Here is a 19,130-nt window from a genome sequence, read left to right as displayed (position 1 = left end):
AAATAAAACTAGGAAAATAATGATGACGAAATTATTGAATGCGCTGCTGTGGGTACTAGGGCTGTTATTTGTAATCTTGGGTTTGCGCTGGTTGATTGATCCGCAGGCAGCCGCTGCGACCTTGGGAATGGCATTATCTGACGGCGTTGGGCGCAGCTCGCAAATCGGCGATTTTGGCGCTTTCTTTTTTACCGGTGGGCTTTGGGTCTTGCTCGGCGCTTGGCGTAAAGCGCCAATTTTTCTGTATGTCTCGGCGACTACTTTGGGTGTGGCGGCGCTGTTCAGGTTGCTTGCGTGGGCGGTGCAGGACGCTGCGCTGACGGTAGATATGATTGCGGTGGAAGTTGTGATTGCAGTTATTTTATTGGTGGCCGCAAAACAATTTGAACGCTCAGCGTAGTCTATAGAGTTTCCACGTCTTTTTTGAGGGTTGCGATTGTCGTACATGGTAAGCTAGTGGCGAACGTATTATTCCTATTGTGAGCCGCTGCGACATTAGCCATGCATGATTTTCTGCAATCTCTCGCCTTTTCATTTTCAATTACTGGCCCCATTTTTGTGGTGCTGGCCCTAGGCGTTTACCTGCGGCGTATTGGTCTGATTAACGACAATTTTATCGACGTGGGTTCAAAGCTGGTTTTTAACATCACCTTACCGGCTCTGTTGTTTTTAAGTATTAGCCAGACTCATATAGCAGATTCCGCAAATATTTCTCTAGTCGTGTTGGGCTTGGTCGGCACGCTGGTCGCTTATTTATTGTTGGAACTATTAGCAGCGGTATTGGTGCCAAAGCGTGAAGATCGCGGTGTGGTGGTGCAGGGTGGCTTTCGCTCTAATATGGGAATCATCGGACTGGCTTATTGCGTAAATGCGTTTGGAGACGCGGGGCTGGTGGCGGCGTCTTTGTATTTAGGTTTGGTCACAATTCTATTTAATATCTTGGCAGTCATTACACTGAATCGGTCTTTAAATCACCGTGGTGGTGTTGCCTCAACGCTAAAAGGCATTGCTCGTAACCCCTTAATTATAAGTATTGTTGCGGCTTTATTTATTGCGGGTTTAGAGTGGGATATTCCTGAATTATTAATTCAGAGCGGCGGCTATTTCTCGCAAATGACCTTGCCCTTGGCATTAATATGTACGGGGGCGAGTTTGAATTTTAGAGCTTTGCGGGCAGATTTTCGCAGCGCAATGATTAGCGCGGTATGTAAATTAATGGTCGTGCCATTATTGCTAATTGCAGCGGGTATCGCCGTTGGGTTTAGGGGCTTGGAATTAGGGGTGTTGGCGTTGATGTCATCGGCACCTTCCGCCGCTGCCAGCTATATTATGGTGCGGGCAATGGGCGGGAATTCCGCCTTGGCGGCAAATATTATTGTACTGACGACGATGGGTTCGCTGCTTACAACTAGCGTATTAATGATGGTGTTACATGGTTTTGCGTTGTTGTAGAGCAGAATGCTCCGCTGCTTAAGCGGAGCATAAACACGCCGTTAAAGTTTAGCGAGTTCTTCTTTCACCCAGTCAAAAACATCGCCGTAGTTTTCAGGGAGTAAATGACGCAGCTCATTCAGTGCGGTTTGCACGGCGCTTTTCTTGGGGTGATTGATATTAATATGACCTAGTTTGCGGCCGGGGCGAACGTCTTTGCCATACCAATAGCACTGGGTAGAAGGAATTTTTAACCAGTTGGTTTCGCGCTCAACACCAATCACATTAATCATCACGCTTTGGCCGCGCACTTCAGGTGCTTTGATGGGCAGGCTACTTACTGCGCGCAAATGCATTTCAAACTGGCTGACACAGGCACCGGCTTGGGTCCAGTGACCGCTATTGTGAACCCGTGGTGCTAGCTCGTTGACGATGAGTTCATCGCCAACTCGGAAACATTCCATCGCCATCACGCCAACGTAGTCAGCGGCGTCCATAATTTTGCCAAGCATTGATTCTGCTTTGCCTTGCAGGTGATCAACTCTAGCGAGCGGCGCAAGCGATGCCATTAAAATGCCGTTGCGGTGAAGGTTTAGCGTTAGGGGATAAAAGACTTTATTGCCGTCTTTGTCCCGCGCGCCAACCAGCGACAATTCTTCATTAAACGGGATCTTCTTTTCGGCGATGCCAGTGCCCAACCAATCGCTGGGAACATCCAAACCTTGGTTTTGATAAAGCCAAAACTGCCCCTTGCCGTCATAACCACCTTCGCGGCGTTTTAGTAAAACGTCGGGGCCTAGTGCGGCATGCAGTGATTCGGCTTGGGTGTCGACTTCGACAGAACGCCACGGCGCGGTGTTAATACCGAGGGTGTCGAGCATGGTTTTTTGATGGAAGCGGTCGGCGATCTTGCCAAAAATATCCGCGTTCATAAAACTAGGCTGCTGGCTCATGTGGCGGGTTACGGCTGTGTCTGGCCACTGCTCGCGCTCGACGGTAATGATGTCACCGGCTTTGATCGCTGGTAGCTGTTCGCTCTCAGGCTCAACGGGCTCGACGCGGAGCGCCAATGGATATGCAGCCTGCTTTAGCATGGCGCCTAATTGTCCGGCGCCGAGAACCCAAACCGTCGGCATTAAGCGTCCCTCGGATCCGGATTGTCTAACACGTCCTGCGTCTGCTTGGCGCGGAAGGCGTCAAGTCGCACAGCTAAATCAGCGTCAGTAAGTGCCAAAATCTGACAAGCCATGAGGCCAGCATTAAATGCGCCCGCGCTGCCGATCGCCAAGGTGCCAACGGCAATTCCTTTGGGCATTTGAGCGATAGAAAGCAAGCTGTCTACACCGTTTAGCGCCTTGCTTTGCACTGGCACACCCAGCACAGGTAGGCGAGTTTTTGCTGCCACCATGCCCGGTAAGTGCGCAGCGCCGCCGGCGCCGGCAATAATGACATCAAAGCCACGGTCTACGGCCTGGCTGGCAAATTCCATTAGTTTGTCCGGAGTGCGATGCGCCGAGACCACTTCTACGTGGTGCTCTACGCCAAGTTCGCTCATGATCTCGGTGGCTGGGCGCATTGTTTCCCAGTCACTTTTTGAGCCCATGATCAGGGCAACTTTTGCGGTCATTGCTATGCTCTCTTCGCGTGAAAGCGGCGTATTATACGGGAAATCTTGGTTTTAGGCCGAATATCCGTGCAAAACTCGTCAAAACATCTACTTTAGCGGCTTGAATTACGTAGTGCTAGAGCGGGGTGGTGTGCTAAGTTATTGTAAATATAAGAAAAATAATCTGGGATAGTCTAATTTCGGTTTGTATGTTTTTTGATCAAAAGGGTGGTGAAAATACCCAGATTTGTAGTGCCTTGTGGTCTGCTGCCATATTGTATTCGTAGAAGCTGAAATTACCCGGCACGTAACATTGACCGACTTGTCGCGTCAGTGTGTAACACACCGAACATTAGGAGCGAAAATGCACGACACCTTGGCACTTTTAGAGCTCACCGATTTTCCTGCCATAGCGCGAAAACCGCTGGATACCCTACAGGTAAATCTCGGCTATAAATGCAATCAGCGCTGTCTACATTGCCACGTTAATGCGGGGCCAACGCGTACAGAAATGATGTCTGCCGACCTTATCGCGCTTATTCCAGAAGTATTGGCGGCCAGAAACATAAAGACCCTCGACCTCACTGGCGGTGCGCCGGAACTCCATGAGCAGTTTAGAGAATTGGTAAGTGCCGCTGTGAAGCAGGGGGTGAAGCTTATCGACCGCTGTAATTTAACGATATTGTTTGAGCCAAATCAGGAAGGCTTGGCTGAATTTCTAGCAGAGAACAAAGTAGAAATCGTCGCCTCTTTGCCCTGTTACTCCCTAAAAAATGTGGATGCTCAGCGCGGCGAAGGCGTATTCGATAAGAGTATTGCCGGTCTGAAGTTATTAAATTCCTTGGGCTATGGCATGCCTGACTCGGGCTTGGTGTTGAATTTGGTTTATAACCCGCAGGGCGCATCACTGCCACCAAATCAACAGGCATTAGAAGCAGATTATCGGCGGGAGCTACGCGCCCACTTCGGTATTGAATTTAACAATTTATTTGCCTTGGCCAATATGCCCATTAAACGCTTTGGCTCGACCTTGGTATCTAAAGGCGAATTTAAACCCTATATGGATTTGCTAAAAAATAATTTTAGCGAGGAAAATTTAGCATCACTCATGTGCCGCAATTTGGTAAGCGTAGATTGGCAGGGAAATTTATATGACTGTGATTTTAATCAACAGCTCAACATTCCTGTAACAAACACCACGCGGCATTTGCGTGATTTACTTCATGACGATATCGCAAATCAAGATATCGCTATTGCCGATCACTGCTTTGCCTGCACGGCGGGACAGGGGAGTAGTTGCGGTGGTGCGTTGTAAGCCATAAAAAGTTTTACATTATAAAAATAATAGGGCGGTCTTATGGAGATAAAAAATAAGATTTAATTCTGGTTTGATCTGCTTCTGTTGCTATAACTGCGATGGCAATTCTTAGCGATGAGGCGAGTAAGTTGAATGGGGTAATCGTGGAAGAGTGGAGAAGCTAGACCACAACATGTCATGGTCTAGCTTTGGTATATCCGCTTAGTTGGTTTCTGTGCGCTGGGATATCCGCTTTTTAAAGGCTTCTAAGTCTTCTTTGCGTTCTGAGTAACGGTCTACAAAGTAGTATGCGCTTCCTCTGGTGAGTAGTGTGAACTTCACTAACTCTTCCATCACGTCCACTATGCGGTCGTAGTATGAGGAGGGTTTCATGCGGTCGTTCTCATCAAACTCCAGCCACGCTTTTGCGACGGATGATTGGTTGGGTATGGTGACCATGCGCATCCAGCGGCCTAGCACGCGCAATTGATTCACCGCATTAAAGCTTTGTGAGCCACCGCAGACCTGCATAACAGCTAGGGTTTTACCTTGGGTTGGGCGTACTGCGCCAATGGAGAGTGGAATCCAATCTATTTGCGCCTTCATAATGCCGGTCATCGCGCCGTGGCGTTCTGGTGAGCACCACACCATGCCTTCGCACCAGCTGGCAAGTTCTCTTAATTCTTGAACCTTTGGATGGCTGGCGTCGCAGTCGTCGGGGAGTGGTAGGCCAGAGGGATTGAATATGCGAGTTTCGGCGCCGAAAAATTCTAGCAAGCGTGCCGCTTCTTCGGTGGCGAGTCGGCTAAATGAGCGCTCGCGCACGGAGCCGTAGAGCAGCAAAATTTTTGGCGGATGCGCTAGGCTTTTAAATAATTTATTTGTGTCGATTGGCTTGAGTAAGTCCGTATCGACATGTTGAAGATCGTTCATTGTTTTTCCGTTAATAAAGTCGATATGTATTTAGGATGGAAAGCTGTCGCGGCTGCGGTTTACAAGTGCGACCAGCGATAGCATAACGGGCACTTCTACCAATACACCCACGACGGTTGCCAGTGCAGCGCCTGAGTGTAATCCGAATAAGGATATGGCGACGGCGACGGCCAATTCAAAAAAGTTTGATGTGCCAATCAGGCAGGCTGGCCCGGCAATATTGTGAGGTAGGCGCAGGGCTTGAGCGCCGTAAAAGGCAATGGCGAAAATGCCGTAGGTTTGGATTAGCAGCGGTATTGCAATCAATACAATCGCAATAGGGTTTTGCATAATGACTTCTGCTTGAAAGCCAAATAATAGAATGACAGTTGCCAATAGACCGCTTATTGAAATGGGTTTTACTCGGTCTAAAAAGTTCTGCAGGTGTTTGTGGTTGTCGGGTTTGTCGAGTGCGCGGCGGGTTAACACACCGGCTATGAGTGGTATAAGCACATAGAGCACAACTGAGATCAGTAGGGTGTCCCAGGGTACGGTAACATCACTGATGCCTAATAAAAATGCGGCGATAGGCGCAAAGGCGAAGATCATGATGACATCGTTAATAGAGACCTGTGCGAGGGTGTAGTTGGCGTCACCTTTGGTGAGTTGGCTCCAGACAAAGACCATTGCCGTGCAGGGGGCGACGCCGAGTAAAATCATGCCGGCGATATATTCGCTGGCGGTTTGCGGGTCAACCCAGTCTGCAAACAGCACGCGAAAAAATAGCCAGCCCAGCGCCGCCATGCTGAAGGGTTTGATCAGCCAATTTATGACCAGTGTTAAGGCTAGGCCTTTGGGCTTTTTGCCAACGTCTTTGATTGATGAAAAATCGACTTGTACCATCATTGGGTAAATCATTACCCAGATAAATAAAGCGACGGGTATATTAACGTGAGCGACTTCCATGCTTGCAATAAGTTGGAATAGATCTGGTACGATGTTGCCTAAGATTAAACCGGCAATGATGCAGAGCCCAACCCAGACACTTAAATAGCGTTCAAATAGGCCCATTAGATGAGGCTCCCTTCGGTGGCGTTAGTATGGATTTGCTTTAAAGCGGCGATGAGTTCGGCTTTGTCTAGTTGTTCTAAGTCGAGGGCTAGCAGTGCTTTTATTCGCGCCTGAATGGAGGCGATGCAGTCATTAAATGCGGCTTCGATTTCGGCATCGCTGCCGTTTAGTTTGGACGGGTCGCTCAATCCCCAATGTACTTTCGGTGAGCCACCTAGCCACAGTGGGCAGCTCTCACCTGCGGCGCTATCGCAGACGGTAATGGCAATGTCGATGGCTTTGTCGGCAAAGTCATCCCAGGATTGGCTGCGTAAATTAGCCGTTGAAATGCCGTGTGCGGCAAGATATTTCAATGACAGCGGATGCACTTCTCCAGCGGGTTGGCTGCCGGCGCTGAAGGCTTGAATACGCGGATCATTGGAGTGATTGCTAATGGCTTCGCAAAGAATGCTGCGGCAGCGATTATGGGTGCAGATAAATAATATATTCATGTAATCCTCTTAATTTATGCGCAGCTTTCGGGGCGACAGTCCATGGTTTTTAATTTCTGTAAGCAGGGTTTTAAGCGCCCCTGCTGGGCGGCAGACGTAGTTGCAAGAATGTCTGTGACCCATTTTGGTAGTTGTGGATGCAAACGGTAGTAGACCCATTGGCGGTCGCGTCTATCGGTGAGAATGCCGCAGTTTCTAAGCTGGGCTAAATGTCGCGAAATTTTAGGTTGGCTGTCTTCCAGTGCCTCCATTAATTCGCATACGCAAAGCTCACCCTCGGCCTGAATTAAGAGGGTGGACAGCAAGCGTGTTTCGTCTGCTAGGCATTTAAAAAGCTGTTCTGGGTTCATGTGGGTGAAGCTTATCTTGGTGATGTTGCTGAAATACTATCTTAAATTTGAATATATGTATATCCGTATATTCAAATTGACGATGCGCAGCGCGATTGGATTGCTGTTGTTCACAGCGAGAGTAATTGCCGTACACTTAGGAATGAATTTGACGTATATCTTGAATCAGATAAATGAATTAGAGGAACTCAAATGAAAACGCGTGAATTGGGACGAACGGGTATTAGCGTTAGTGAGATTTGCTTGGGCACCATGACATGGGGTGAGCAAAACACGCAGGACGACGCATTTGAGCAAATGGATTACGCGGTGTCTCGGGGGATTAACTTTTTTGACACCGCTGAAATGTACCCTGTGCCGCCAGTCCCTGAAACCCAAGGCAAGACCGAGGAATATATCGGTGAGTGGTTTCGGCAAAGTGGTAAACGCAAGGAAATAGTGCTGGCCAGTAAGGCAACTGGCCCCGGCCACCAGCATGTGCGCGAAGGTAAACCGCTTGGTCGCAGCGGCATATTGAGCGCCATAGAGGGTAGCTTGGCGCGGTTGCAGACGGACTATATCGATTTGTATCAAATCCATTGGCCCAATAGAGCAACAAATTTTTTCGGCAAATTGGGTTACCAGCACGGTGCCGACGATGCCGAACGTGATTTGCATGAGATATTAGAAACGCTGTCGGAGTTGTTTAACAGCGGTGTAGTAAAGGCCATTGGTATTAGCAATGAAACGCCTTGGGGCTTGATGAGTTATTTAAATTTGGCCGAGCAATATGGCTTGCCGCGCATAGCGAGTATTCAAAATCCATACAGCTTGCTGAATCGCACCTTTGAAATTGGTCTGGCTGAAATGGCTATTCGCGAAGACGTTGGCTTGCTGGCATATTCGCCAATGGCGTTTGGAATGCTGAGCGGAAAATACCGCAATGGGGCTCGTCCGATTGATGGCCGCATCACCTTGTTTGAGCGTTTTCAGCGCTATAGCAATCCGCAAGCTGTGGCGGCCAGCGAGGCTTATGTCGCTTTGGCGGAGCGTCATCAACTGTCTCCCGCGCAGATGGCCTTGGCCTTTGTGACGGGGCAACGTTTTTTGACGAGCAATATCATTGGCGCAACGACAATGCTGCAATTAAAGGAAAATATAGATAGCTCGGAATTGCAGCTTAGTGATGATGTTATGAGAGAGATTGAAGCAATTCATCAGCGTATACCTAATCCTGCGCCGTAGTAAAACTGGCGCAGGGCTGGGTAATTGCAGTTTAAAATTTATAAGTAATGCGCGCGCCGATTTCCTTTGGGTCACCAACGTAAACGGCGTTAATACCCAGTGAGGGGCTGTTAAAGCGATCTGTAATATAGAATTTGTCAGTTAAATTTTGGCCGTATATTTCCGCGCCAAAGTGATCGCCCTGATAGCCAATACGGGCGCCAAATAAATCGCGGGCATCCGCCAGTAATGTGGGTGTGTTCTCGCGATCGATAAAGCTGCCGTCGGTTCGCGACCAGCTAATATCGCTGTAAAAACCCTTGTCATTTGCGTAGCGCAAGCTGAGGTTGGCGGTGTTGCGCGGTGCATTGGGGAAGTGATTGCCCGCGTAATTTACGCCGTCATCTTCGTATTCAACAAAAGCGGTGTCTACGTAGCCAATGCCGCCGAATACGCTAAAGCCATTGCCAAGTTCGCCGCGAAACTCCAGTTCGGCCCCTTCTGATTTTGCTTCACCGGCGTTGTCGGTTCGAAAGTTAGAGGCGTCAACGCGTACGCCGATTTGCATATCGTCGTAGTCAATGCGAAATACTGTGCCCTGCACAAACCAACTGCCGCGCTGAAACTTTACGCCAAGATCATAATTGTTGGTGTATTCAGGGCCGTAGCTGGGGGAGTTGCCGGAGCTAACAAAATCTACCGAGCCGGCGCGGTAGCCTTGGCTGCGGGTAAAAAATGCACTTAATTCGTCGTTAATTTGAAAACTCACCGCGACTTTGGGCAGCAGAACATCGTCGCCGCTGGGGGCGCTGGTGTCGTTGTCGAGTATGGGCTTTAACACCGGGCTGATATCGCCGGGTATGGTGGTGCCAGTGACGGGATCGATTAACTCTGCGCCGGTCACAATAAAGGCGCTGCGGTTTTTGGCTTCGTTTTCTTCATAGCGTGCGCCCAAGGTTAAGGTCCAGCGCGTGCTTAAATTTATATCAGCCTCGCTGTAAATGGCTTGGGTGGTCGCGTCGCGGTCTGCGGCTAAGTCGGCGTCGGCACGTAATTGCATGCCGCTAACATTGTAAGGTAGATCAATTGAGCTTGAGGTGCCGACAAGTTCGTCGCTGTTGTAGTAAAGACCAGCCACCGCTTTGACGACCGCTGTTTGGTATTGCAGGCGAACTTCTATAGAGTCGTTTTCGGTGTTGACGGTATTAATAAAATAGCCGTTGTTGTCGTCAGAAATATCGTAGTCGCCTTTGCGTTGGTTGTAGTTTTCAGAGTGGCTGGCAATGAGGCTTAGGCGTAGCTCATCGCTGAGTTCGGCGTGTTGGCTCAGTACCCAGAGTTGGCTGTTGTCATCGTAAAAGCCGTCTACGTCGTCGGTAGAAATGCCATCTTCAGCGGTTTCTGGGGGGAGGTATTCATTGCCTTCCCGCAGCTTGCTGTCTTGAATTGTCAGCATGGCGGAATACCATTCATTGGCATCCCAGCTCAGTTTTAAGCGCTGCATATAACGCTTGCGAGCCTGCCATTCATCGTCGTTTAAGGTGGTGTTGGTAACTTCGCCGTCGGTTTGGTTTGTTTCTGCGGCGTAGCGAAATGCAAGGCCACCTACCAACGGTCCACCCACCGCAATACCCGCTTCGCGACCGCCATAATTGCTGGCGCCGACTTTTACGTCGCCGCTGTATTCTTCATGCGATGGGTCGCGGGTTTGAACGACCACCGCACCCGCTAAGGAGCCGGGCCCAAAGGCGGTGGATTGGGGGCCACGATAAAACTCGATTTGCTGTACGTCCCAACTGTTTGCAACGCCACGGCCGGGTTGACGCGCACCGTCAATAAAAATGCTCACTGTTGGGCGGCCGGTGCCTCTGGGACCAATACCTTCGTTGGCGATGCCGCGCACCGAGAATTTGTCTTCCCGTGCGGCGTTTAAGTTGGGGCTGCGTAATAGCAGGTCGTAAAGGTCGCGAATGTTCAGGGCGCGCAGCTGATCCTCTGGCACGATGCTAATGCTGGATACTGTATCTAGGCTGCTGCGGCTCATGGGGTCGCCCGTTACCAATATTTCTTCGAGCTTATTGGTGTTTGCGGTGTCAGCGGCTAGGGCGACAAGGGGAGTGGATAGCGCGGTGGCTGCGAGTGCGTATCGCATAAATAACATGGTTTGAGTCCGGTGCTAGAGGGTTGGTAACAGTATGTGATCCCCAAGCTTAACATGACGCATAGTGCAAATGATAATTATTTCTATTTGGTAATGCTGAGTTTTGAGCGCGAACTGCCGAGGTAGAGTAATAGTCGTGGATGACGCAAATAATCCAGCGGATTCATGGAAATTGTCACCTTTGTAACAGATAAACGGGGTCTTTCAGCCTAAACTGCGGTACAAGCGTTATTTCATTACAACAATAAAGAAGAAAATCTATGGAAAAGAGTGTGTTCATCGATATTGGTTTACCCGTTTCCCTATTTATTATCATGATCGGTATGGGTCTTGGGCTGACGCTGAGTGACTTTGCCAAGGAGGCTAGGCACCCACGGGCCGCCATCGTTGGGAGTGTCGGGCAGCTAATTGTGTTGCCTGCGCTGGGGTTTTTAGTGGCTTGGGGTTTAGGTTTAACGCCGGCTATCGCGGTTGGCTTGGTGATTTTGGCGGCCTGCCCTGGTGGTGCAACCTCAAACGTGATCACCTATTTAGCCCGAGGGAATGTGGCGCTATCAATTGTGGTTACCGCCATTGCCAGCATTGCCACCATTATGACCTTGCCCTTGTTGGTCAATCAGGCCTTGAGCTGGCAGCTTGGCGAGTCTACCAATGTCGCCATGCCGGTTGTGGACACTATCGCCATGTTGGTGATTATTGTCTTGCTGCCCACTGGCATTGGTATGCTCATTCGGGCCAAGGCACCTAATATTGCTGCTCGGGCAGAGAAGCCTCTCAATGGTTTTGGCGCCGTGGTGTTATTGGCTTTGATTGTGCTGATTTCTTACGGTTTGCGAGATCACCTTTTAGGGTTGCTGATTCAGGCGGGGCCTGCGTGTTTACTGTTAAATACCTTGGGAATTGGTGCTGGTTTTGCTATTGCGCGCATGGCGGGTGTGGCGAAGGAAGACACCTTGGCGATTGCGGTTGAGCTAGGCATAAAAAATAGCACCATCGGGATTCTTGTCGCGACCACCATTCTAGGCTCGCAAGAAATGGCGATTCCATCAATGGTATATGGCTTGACCATGTATGCGTTTGGCGCGGTCTTAGTTGCGTTTGGGCGATCGACCATTGGCGCTGCAAAGGTGTAAAAGGAAGCGCGGTAAAAATATACGGCACTGCGTTATGGCGTACTTGCCGCTTGCGTGCGCTGGCGGCTTAAAATTTCATAGCGGTGTTTGGTGGCGATGATGGTCAACAACACCGGCATCAATTTATTCCAGTCGGTGTCGGTTACTTTAAAAAAGCCGTAAGTCGCGAGGGCGAGCCAGCCCGGGGGGCCAATGAGCTGGGCAATGGTTGCCGACAGGCCTGTGTAGGCGGCATAGGGTAAGGTAATGCCGACAGCGTGGGTGGCAAAGCCTAGCGCGGTAGTCGCTCCTGCATATATCGCATGGCCAGAAGCGTTGGCGAGTGCCAATACACTAGCCGCAGTGCGAAGTCCGCCGATTTCTCTGCTTTTGATGCCCGCAGCCTCCCACATTGGCGAGGCGTTAAATTCCTGCGTAAAAAAACGATCCCGTTGAGCGGGGTTCATTTTGGCGAGGGCGGCAACAATAACCGCCTGGGGAATGTAGCGTTCGTGCTCATCTATTGTTGTGCAGTGCTTTTGAATCCCTAGTTTCTTGGCGGCGCCCGCTAGTAGGGCCTCGTAACTTGGGCAGGGCATGTCCTTGCCGCTGCTTTGTCGCGTTACGCGTTTAAAACCGCGTTTAATACGGTGTCTGGCGCGGGAGTTATACATCCAGCGTATTTGTTCGCTAATCTCGTTAGTGGAGGCGGTGCTTTCGTCGAGATCGCAGAGAATGGCCAAAATGGTTTTGTCGCGTTCGTCCCAGCTTGCCAGTATCGCGGTAAGTTCAGTCTGCTTGGTCACGTTTTTTTCGTTCCAGCATGATGTCTGCTCGCGAGCGCAGCGGGGCGTTATGGCGCAGAGCGTCAAAGCCGTCGTTTTGTTCGGCCGGCTTTACAGTTTTAGCTTTGGTTTGGTTTTTTTCCGAAGCCTTGTTTTGAGCTTTGTTAGCTTGAGTGGTTTTGGCGATTCGGCGTTCAATAAACCACAGGTAGCCGGCCCCCGCTAATAGCCAACCTAGCCAACGAAAATAAAAAGCTAGTGGTGTTAGATCGAGCCGCTCTGTTGCTTTAAAAAAGGCGACGGCTTCTGAGTGAATTAAATTCACCGCCAAAACTAAGAGTACCGTAACGACGATACCAAGTGCGCGCTGCCTAATGTGGCGACGCCAAATCATATACAACACGCCGCTGCGTAATAGAGGGACTAGCATATTAAAAATGTCCCAGCGTTAAGGCGGCGATGAGCGCGGCGAGGCTGTAATTTTTTAATCTACCCCGCAGCTTGACCTCTTCGTCATGGACTAGGATCTCTAGTTCATCTGGGTCTAGCTCGCCAGGGGCGACACCTCGCAGAGCCAATTGCTTTTTAGCGTTGGCGATGGCGCCTTCTCGAATACGCGCGCGGTATTTGCTGAGTAGTTTGTCTTTGGCTTGTGTGATCATAGGCTCGAGGGGCTGCTCGTTGCTTGTTGCGGCGTTAAGTATTAATAAAAATTCGTTTTAAGCACTGATTTTATGAGATGCTAAATGGCTTATAAAAAGGATTATGACGGCCATGTTTGGAAAAATACAGGGCTTTATCAGCGGCACCAAAATGGCCGAAGTAGTGAGTTTGCAGGGACGTCACTTTATTGTGACCGGCTGCGCCGAGGGCTCTTTGGGTTTTGCTACCGCATTGCAGCTATTGGGTCAGGGGGCGTTGGTATCAGTAACGGTGCGCAGCAATAGTGGGTTAATTGCAGAGGCCTTACGCCGGCAATTGGATCGTCGCTACCATCAAAATATTCATGCCTTTGATTTAGATTTGGCGCGCTATGATTCCGTTGAAGCCTTCGTGAAAGCCTATAAAGAAACCGGTTTAGCTTTAGATGTGCTTATTAATAATGCGGGAATCCATCTTGATTTAATGTCGCGGTGGACCTCCCCACAGTTAAGTGCCGATGGTTATGAAATTCAGTGGCGGGTAAATTATTTGGGTACAGCGCATTTAACGCTTTGCCTGCTGCCACTATTGCAAGACTCCGCTGCTGTGTCGGGTGATAGCCGAGTGGTAAATGTGGTTTCTCAATTGCATAGCAAAGGTCTTAATAGCGAATTTTTTCATCCACAGCGTCCCTATAATTCATGGAATGCATACGGGCAGTCTAAGCTGGCCTTGGTGCATTTAACGCGCAGCATTGACGTACATTTTTCTGAGCATGGCATTACAAGTTACTGCCTACATCCCGGCGCGGTATACACCAATGTTGCAGGCAAGGGTTTAGCCAATACCGGCATGATAGAAAAAGTACGCAATGCCTTTGCGCCGCTAGAAAAATTTCTTATGAAAATACCCGCGCAAGGAGCGCAAACTCAGATTCATTGCGCCACGGCGGCCAAAGATGTATTAAGTTCAGGCAAATGCTATCGCAATACTCAAGTGGCAGCGGCGAGTTCAGAGGCGGATGATTCTGATGTGGCTGAGAAACTCTGGCTTGATTTAAAGAGTTGGCTTGCTGCAAGCCAAGAATAGCCGCGCTATTGCTCGGGTGATTTCCCAATTTATCAAACACACTATTCAAATAATAAGGAAGGCGTCCGCATTCAGCGTTGTGTGCGGATATTGACGTAAATTGATGACGATTTGCGCAAAAAGATAACAAGTCTGCGCCCAGTGAAAAGCGCGGCAGTCCTAGTTTTTCTAGTATCGGTGTTGGCAATAAAGGGTGTTCGGGCTTTCGTGTTTAAGAGGTGGCTGGATATTTTTTCTGCACCTCGACGCTTATAAAGCTGTAGATTTAAATTTAAAAGAAGGAGAACAATAATGAGAAAAAGTGGAAATAAAATTATTTTAAGCCTCGGGCTTTGCTGCGCAATATTGAGCGACGGAGCGTTTGCGCAATTAAACGTACCTATTGTGCGTACCTTACCTGTGATTGGCGATCCACCGATTGGCGTTCTTGCCAAGCTACCAGTACTTGCTGAGCTGGATCAAAGTATTGGCTATGTGGATTTACTGGGTGCGAAAGCATTGCCCGATATAGAGCCTCTGCTATCGCTGGAGCAAATGCTTGATATTAAGTCGCTGCTGGCATTGGGTAGCCTACCTTTGCTCGGTGACCTTCTCGGCATGGATGGCATGTCAGGCTTCGATACGTTGCCGAGCTTAGGTGGCTTACCTGGCTTTGAGTAAACCGTCCGTAGAACCCACTGCCGTTCCATAGTTAAAGTTCATAAAGCGAACCTCATTTGAGGCTCACTTTTCTTGTGCCTATATGGGGATGGCTTTAGTATCTCTTTTAAGCTTTTCCGCTCAAATAAGTTGAGCTGATGTATGTCTTATTCAAAACATACATTTGATATTTATAAACTGGGCGGTATTTGAAGGCAACGCCGTACTTGCGCGACGTTGCGGCTGTGTTTGATACTAAATATTTGGTAAGTACGTCGAATCAAGGTCTTATTGTAAGGATATCGGTATACAGACGGCCTAGTATTCCTTCAGCTGTATTCCCTATTAATTTCCCTTTTAGCCCTTTTCTGCCTATGGTGCCAACAATGGTGAGATCTGCTTTAAGGTCATTGGCAATACTAGGGATAACTCGCTCGGGTTCACCTTGCTTTATGTGAACGTTTTCTTTGCTGATACCGTGTTTTTCGCAGAATTGATCCACTACGGCTTGTAAGCTTTTTCGCTTTTCGGCAAGGTATTTTTTCGCGTCTATTAGATCTAAGTCAATCAATGCTTGTGGTGCGGTAAGGGCAAATGCAATGTGAATGCTATTGTCACCTAATGGCCCGACAAGTGCTTTTGCGTTCGCAATAATCTTATCGTTAAGTCGCTGTTTGGTTTTTTCTGTGCTTGCAAAGTCGATTGTCGCGAGTATTCGTGATTTCTTTTTCCAGGTTTTTCCTGCGGTAATCATAAGAGGGATCTTTGACTCGCGAATGAGCTGCCAGTCAGTTGAGGTGTGGAACCATGACCCTGTTTTGTGTGCAGACTTTACAATCAAGTCTGCACTATCGGCGATTCTCCGCGCCAGCAACTCTCCGGCTATGTCTTTGCTCCAGACTACTTCCGCTGTGATGTCGTCAGCTGAAGCGTCGAAATCAGCTATCAGTGCATTTAGCTCTGCAGCTCGTTTTTCCATTAGCAGTGCTTTTACCTTGTCGGCATTTTCTGATGTTTCACTATTGTTGCTTGATGTGTAACAAAATCCGAATAAGGTGATATGGGCGCCTGTCCGACTTTGAATCTGTAGCGCTCGTTTCAGTGCCGTATTTTTTCCACCATGTGTGTCTGCTAATACAATGAGGTTTTTCATTTTTCTGGGTTACTCCCTTAAGCGCACTTTATGGTCCTAATATATACCATCTACTCTATCGCCACTATAAGTCAGTAAACTATATGGGGAGAGTAATCTAGGTTGGGCGTGAAGGCGTATCTTTGTGAGAGCACTTGGGTTATGTAAGTATTTTTAATGAGGTAGGAGAAGCTGTGGCTAAAGAATATCGAAGAGAGGTAGTTGTATTTCTGACTTTGGAAAAAGATATTTTAAGAAGTCCCTGGCCTGTAGGTAGGCCGGGATTTCATTAAGTGGCGAAAAGTCGCTCTCTATTGAGAATTGCCGATGGTGGAAGTTGACAATTGACGTCTTGCTCTGTGCTAACAAAATCAATCAGTTAGCGGTTTATTGCCAAGCTAAAATCACTATTTATGACACTTGAAAAGCAATCTCTTTGCTAACATATTGTTAAATATAACTTTTTGTCAGTTCTGAAGCTGGCTATGATCCGTCAGCTGCAAGCCCTATTGGCCCCCAAGGCATTAAGCGAAAATGGGGAAACTGCTGAGCGGCGTCAAAGTAGTGGATATATTTTATATCGAAAGTAGACGCTTTATTGCGCTGCAATCTGAATCGCTGACTTTGCACTCTGCTGCGAAATCTTCCCATTGCTGAATAGCATCCACAACCTGTTCAGCTATGTTTTTAACTGTGGTTTTGTCTAAGCCGAATACCTTACCTTGATTAATGATCTCGCTGGGCTTTGGTGGATATGGCGAGTATTGATAGCCGGCAACATGATAAGCCCCAGTTGTTAAGCTGGGCACTAAATCGTATGCGGGAGATAAGCGGTAGCCACTGCCGTCATTAATCATCGAAAAATTTCGTTCGTGGTCGTCGGTATTATTGATCGCTCGATTGAATAACATTTGTCGTAACAACTGTTCCGCATCCTCACAAAAATGCGTGCTGTGTGATTGCAGTAATTTATGGATGTCGTCATAACGAAATACACCCGCGTCGTCTCGCTGGTAAGCGTCCTTGCGCAAGCCGTTGATAGAAATAAGGTGGCGCCGATGGGATCCGGAAATATCAAAGCGTTCCAGCAATAGCGCATCGCGGCCTGTAAGATCCTCGACCAGTTCGCCGTTATACACCTTAAGTCCCGCCGCTTTAGCCATCTTAAGACAGGCTAGCTCAACGCGGGCAACGTTGAATTGATCACTTCCAAGTCGGTTAAATTTGGCAAGAAAAGCTTCGTTACCACGATAGACCAGTGATTTTGGGCGGGCACCGCCAGCTCCTGATCCTTCGTTAGCGAGATAAATTAAATCGAGCGATTCGTGTGGGATTTCCTCGAATGACAAGGTGTCGATTTGGTGGGCAATTTTTTCTGTTTGAGCAAGCTCCTCCCAAGCGATGCCTAGTTGGTAAAGCGGCTGCTCGTTAATTGTGGTGAGTTCCAGTGCTCCAATTCGGCTCCGCCGTAAGGCGTTTAAGCAGGCAATAGCGCTGTTGGCATTCATCTTTTCGCCGGTTTGCTTTAGCACCGCGTAACTCAATACACGGCGTCCCCAGGCATCTGGTAAATAATCATCAAGAAATGCGGGTATGCCGCCACGACATTCTATCGCGAGTTCTTTGGGTGACAACGGTAAGGAAATTGGATCAATGGCGATGGCGCCGGGCAGTTCAAGGTATTCAGGACGATATCGAAAACCAACTTGATTAACATGACCGCGATCTTCCAAGATCACAACGTCGGCGGCCTGAGTTCGCCCAGTGCTCGGCAGGTCTATATGTAGTGCATAGCGAGCTTTGTCAGTCATCGAATAAGGACTTCGGGATAACGAATAATAGGTCAAACTGATTCTCTAGGCCCAACACTCTAGCGGCTTCATGGTAGTTGCCTAGTGACACTGACAGTTTACCTTGCTCCATCTTGACGAGCGTTGACACGCTTACACCAATACGAGGCGCAAAACCGCGTACGCCATCTTTGGGGAAGCGCTCTTTGCGAGCGGCGCTCAAGCGTTTTCCAAGTTCGGGTAGCTCATTTGTCATGTAGTATAATAGTACAACAAAATGGGTTAAATGTGATTTTTGTACTAATATAGTATAACTTATACGCAGTGGGGGCAAGAATCATCTATCTTCTGGGATTGGCTTCATGCTTTGAATAAAAGCTGAGCTAATCCTCTTTTGGGAAGTATTTACTAGTGAGGTTAGAGCGGTCGAGTGCCTCGGCAAGCTGGAAAGTTTGTGCACCCCCAGAACTGCTTCCCTGAATGTGCGCCCTTTTTCGCTACGCGACTAACCATGGGCTTAGTACATAAAGGGCAGTCGGGTATTGCTGGGCGCAACGGCGTCAACTTAGCTTGAGTATGGCGATGACCAATATTGTTCTTGTTCATCTGTTTTCTGATTTGTTGGCCATCGATGAGCTGTATATTACGTCCTTCAACAAAGCGTTTTGCGTCTGCAGTAAATTGACCTGTGGTTGCTACAAAGCCGCCAACGGCACTCTCGGCTGCCATCGCGCCGTAAAGTTCTCTCACAACGGGCACGCCAACATTGATGGATCGCCAGTGCTTGCATTGAACCAGATATTTCTCTGTGCCCTTTTTCAATACAAGGTCTACACCACCATCTGGCCCGTGCCCGCCGCGCTCTTCTACCTGAAAACCCTGCTCCCTGAATATGGCAGCAACCAGCTGTTCAAATTGCTGCCAAGATAGAGTGGAGAGTCCGTTTGATTGGGATCTGGTTTGCGTCAGTAAGTTTTTACCTCGACGGCGTTGCATGAAACCCGCAAGGGCTCCAAATAGCAGTGCCGCTGGCACTAGATATTGGCCGACCAACCCGATAAATCTACCGACCTGTATAAACACGACATTGGATAGGTCTTGCGGCCCGGTAACGATAGGCGGATCAATGAGGGAGAGTTGGTGTAAACCAATTGCGGAGCTAATGGCGAGGACAAGGCTTAGTTTCCAAGGAAGTTTTGCACCCAAAGCAAAAAGATCATCCATGACGGTGGGTTTAGCCATCGCCTGTTCCTTAGCGGCTAGTTTAGTAGATGTATATTGCGGTAAGTTCTAGGCTTCAACAAGCAGGGAGTAATTATGCATTCGCTAGAGGTTGAAAGATTCAATGCATGATGACGAGGGGCATGGTTATCCATAGGATGATCTGATCTTTGGATTTAAATCATAAACCAAAGACCA

General features: G+C 48.7%; 21 protein-coding genes. 7 read left to right on the top strand and 14 right to left on the bottom strand.

Annotation, left to right across the window (positions count from 1 at the left end):
- The first annotated feature begins 19 nt into the window (after positions 1 to 19).
- Both C0068_RS03280 and C0068_RS03275 read left to right on the top strand, forming a co-directional pair.
- Positions 20 to 400 (top strand): hypothetical protein, encoded by a 381-nt coding sequence (locus tag C0068_RS03280; RefSeq protein WP_146047833.1) that lies wholly within the window; start codon positions 20 to 22, stop codon positions 398 to 400.
- 101 nt (positions 401 to 501) lie between these two features.
- On the top strand, positions 502 to 1,452 hold the full coding sequence (locus tag C0068_RS03275) for an AEC family transporter (protein ID WP_103683061.1): 951 nt from the start codon (positions 502 to 504) through the stop codon (positions 1,450 to 1,452).
- A 41-nt stretch (positions 1,453 to 1,493) separates the two neighbouring features.
- Here the strand turns inward: C0068_RS03275 and purK are convergent, their stop codons facing one another.
- Positions 1,494 to 2,567, bottom strand: a complete 1,074-nt coding sequence (gene purK, locus C0068_RS03270) for a 5-(carboxyamino)imidazole ribonucleotide synthase (RefSeq protein ID WP_103683060.1) — start codon at positions 2,565 to 2,567, stop codon at positions 1,494 to 1,496.
- Positions 2,567 to 3,058, bottom strand: coding sequence for a 5-(carboxyamino)imidazole ribonucleotide mutase (gene purE / locus C0068_RS03265; RefSeq protein WP_103683059.1), 492 nt, complete (start codon positions 3,056 to 3,058; stop codon positions 2,567 to 2,569). Before purE ends, purK begins: the two co-directional genes overlap by 1 nt.
- Before the next feature lie 343 nt (positions 3,059 to 3,401).
- Here purE and arsS point away from each other — a divergent pair, with 343 nt between their 5' ends.
- Positions 3,402 to 4,352, top strand: coding sequence for an arsenosugar biosynthesis radical SAM (seleno)protein ArsS (arsS, locus tag C0068_RS03260; RefSeq protein WP_103683058.1), 951 nt, complete (start codon positions 3,402 to 3,404; stop codon positions 4,350 to 4,352).
- Between the two features lie 204 nt (positions 4,353 to 4,556).
- Here arsS and arsH read toward each other — a convergent pair whose 3' ends face one another.
- The 4 genes from arsH to C0068_RS03240 are packed head-to-tail and all read right to left on the bottom strand — an operon-like array spanning position 4,557 to position 7,158.
- On the bottom strand, positions 4,557 to 5,267 hold the full coding sequence (gene arsH, locus C0068_RS03255) for an arsenical resistance protein ArsH (protein WP_103683057.1): 711 nt from the start codon (positions 5,265 to 5,267) through the stop codon (positions 4,557 to 4,559).
- Positions 5,268 to 5,297: 30 nt separating this feature from the next.
- The gene (gene arsB, locus C0068_RS03250; RefSeq protein ID WP_103683056.1) at positions 5,298 to 6,317 is read right to left on the bottom strand and encodes an ACR3 family arsenite efflux transporter; all 1,020 of its coding nucleotides are present in this window, start codon (positions 6,315 to 6,317) and stop codon (positions 5,298 to 5,300) included.
- Positions 6,317 to 6,808, bottom strand: a complete 492-nt coding sequence (locus tag C0068_RS03245) for an arsenate reductase ArsC (RefSeq protein ID WP_103683055.1) — start codon at positions 6,806 to 6,808, stop codon at positions 6,317 to 6,319. Before C0068_RS03245 ends, arsB begins: the two co-directional genes overlap by 1 nt.
- 14 nt (positions 6,809 to 6,822) lie before the next feature.
- Entirely contained in the window at positions 6,823 to 7,158 is a 336-nt protein-coding gene (locus C0068_RS03240) for a metalloregulator ArsR/SmtB family transcription factor (RefSeq protein ID WP_103683054.1), read from the bottom strand.
- Between the two features lie 192 nt (positions 7,159 to 7,350).
- On the opposite strand from C0068_RS03240, the gene C0068_RS03230 reads away from it, so the two are divergent.
- Positions 7,351 to 8,382, top strand: coding sequence for an NADP(H)-dependent aldo-keto reductase (locus C0068_RS03230; RefSeq protein ID WP_103683052.1), 1,032 nt, complete (start codon positions 7,351 to 7,353; stop codon positions 8,380 to 8,382).
- A gap of 31 nt (positions 8,383 to 8,413) precedes the next feature.
- On the opposite strand, the gene C0068_RS03225 is transcribed toward C0068_RS03230, so the two are convergent.
- The gene (locus C0068_RS03225; protein ID WP_103683051.1) at positions 8,414 to 10,522 is read right to left on the bottom strand and encodes a TonB-dependent receptor; all 2,109 of its coding nucleotides are present in this window, start codon (positions 10,520 to 10,522) and stop codon (positions 8,414 to 8,416) included.
- 260 nt (positions 10,523 to 10,782) lie between these two features.
- Between C0068_RS03225 and C0068_RS03220 the strand changes: the two genes are divergently transcribed.
- Complete coding sequence (locus C0068_RS03220; protein ID WP_103683050.1) at positions 10,783 to 11,655, top strand: bile acid:sodium symporter family protein; 873 nt, start codon at positions 10,783 to 10,785, stop codon at positions 11,653 to 11,655.
- 32 nt (positions 11,656 to 11,687) lie between these two features.
- Here the strand turns inward: C0068_RS03220 and C0068_RS03215 are convergent, their stop codons facing one another.
- Genes C0068_RS03215 through C0068_RS03205 form a run of 3 tightly spaced genes read right to left on the bottom strand, consistent with a single transcriptional unit; the run spans position 11,688 to position 13,081 of the window.
- Positions 11,688 to 12,440 (bottom strand): hypothetical protein, encoded by a 753-nt coding sequence (locus C0068_RS03215; RefSeq protein WP_103683049.1) that lies wholly within the window; start codon positions 12,438 to 12,440, stop codon positions 11,688 to 11,690.
- Positions 12,424 to 12,849, bottom strand: coding sequence for a hypothetical protein (locus C0068_RS03210; RefSeq protein WP_146047832.1), 426 nt, complete (start codon positions 12,847 to 12,849; stop codon positions 12,424 to 12,426). Before C0068_RS03210 ends, C0068_RS03215 begins: the two co-directional genes overlap by 17 nt.
- A gap of 1 nt (position 12,850) precedes the next feature.
- Positions 12,851 to 13,081: a hypothetical protein gene (locus C0068_RS03205; RefSeq protein ID WP_103683047.1), complete on the bottom strand. Its 231-nt coding sequence runs from the start codon at positions 13,079 to 13,081 to the stop codon at positions 12,851 to 12,853.
- A 112-nt stretch (positions 13,082 to 13,193) separates the two neighbouring features.
- Between C0068_RS03205 and C0068_RS03200 the strand changes: the two genes are divergently transcribed.
- Together C0068_RS03200 and C0068_RS03195 are read left to right on the top strand one after the other, a co-directional pair.
- Complete coding sequence (locus C0068_RS03200) at positions 13,194 to 14,150, top strand: SDR family NAD(P)-dependent oxidoreductase (protein ID WP_233208718.1); 957 nt, start codon at positions 13,194 to 13,196, stop codon at positions 14,148 to 14,150.
- Positions 14,151 to 14,441: 291 nt separating this feature from the next.
- Positions 14,442 to 14,810 (top strand): hypothetical protein, encoded by a 369-nt coding sequence (locus tag C0068_RS03195; protein ID WP_103683045.1) that lies wholly within the window; start codon positions 14,442 to 14,444, stop codon positions 14,808 to 14,810.
- A 259-nt stretch (positions 14,811 to 15,069) separates the two neighbouring features.
- Here the strand turns inward: C0068_RS03195 and C0068_RS03190 are convergent, their stop codons facing one another.
- The 4 genes from C0068_RS03190 to C0068_RS03175 form a co-directional block, all read right to left on the bottom strand.
- Positions 15,070 to 15,942: a universal stress protein gene (locus tag C0068_RS03190; RefSeq protein WP_103683044.1), complete on the bottom strand. Its 873-nt coding sequence runs from the start codon at positions 15,940 to 15,942 to the stop codon at positions 15,070 to 15,072.
- 554 nt (positions 15,943 to 16,496) lie between these two features.
- On the bottom strand, positions 16,497 to 17,732 hold the full coding sequence (locus C0068_RS03185) for a type II toxin-antitoxin system HipA family toxin (RefSeq protein ID WP_103683043.1): 1,236 nt from the start codon (positions 17,730 to 17,732) through the stop codon (positions 16,497 to 16,499).
- Entirely contained in the window at positions 17,725 to 17,967 is a 243-nt protein-coding gene (locus C0068_RS03180; protein ID WP_146047831.1) for a helix-turn-helix domain-containing protein, read from the bottom strand. The genes C0068_RS03185 and C0068_RS03180 overlap by 8 nt, the downstream gene beginning before the upstream one ends.
- Before the next feature lie 161 nt (positions 17,968 to 18,128).
- Complete coding sequence (locus C0068_RS03175; protein ID WP_103683041.1) at positions 18,129 to 18,953, bottom strand: restriction endonuclease; 825 nt, start codon at positions 18,951 to 18,953, stop codon at positions 18,129 to 18,131.
- Positions 18,954 to 19,130: the final 177 nt, after the last annotated feature.

The sequence above is a fragment of the Zhongshania marina genome, assembly GCF_002915595.1.
Classification (GTDB): domain Bacteria; phylum Pseudomonadota; class Gammaproteobacteria; order Pseudomonadales; family Spongiibacteraceae; genus Spongiibacter; species Spongiibacter marinus_B.
The sequence above is the reverse complement of the archived record's forward strand: the minus strand, read 5'-3'. Positions and strand labels throughout refer to the sequence as shown.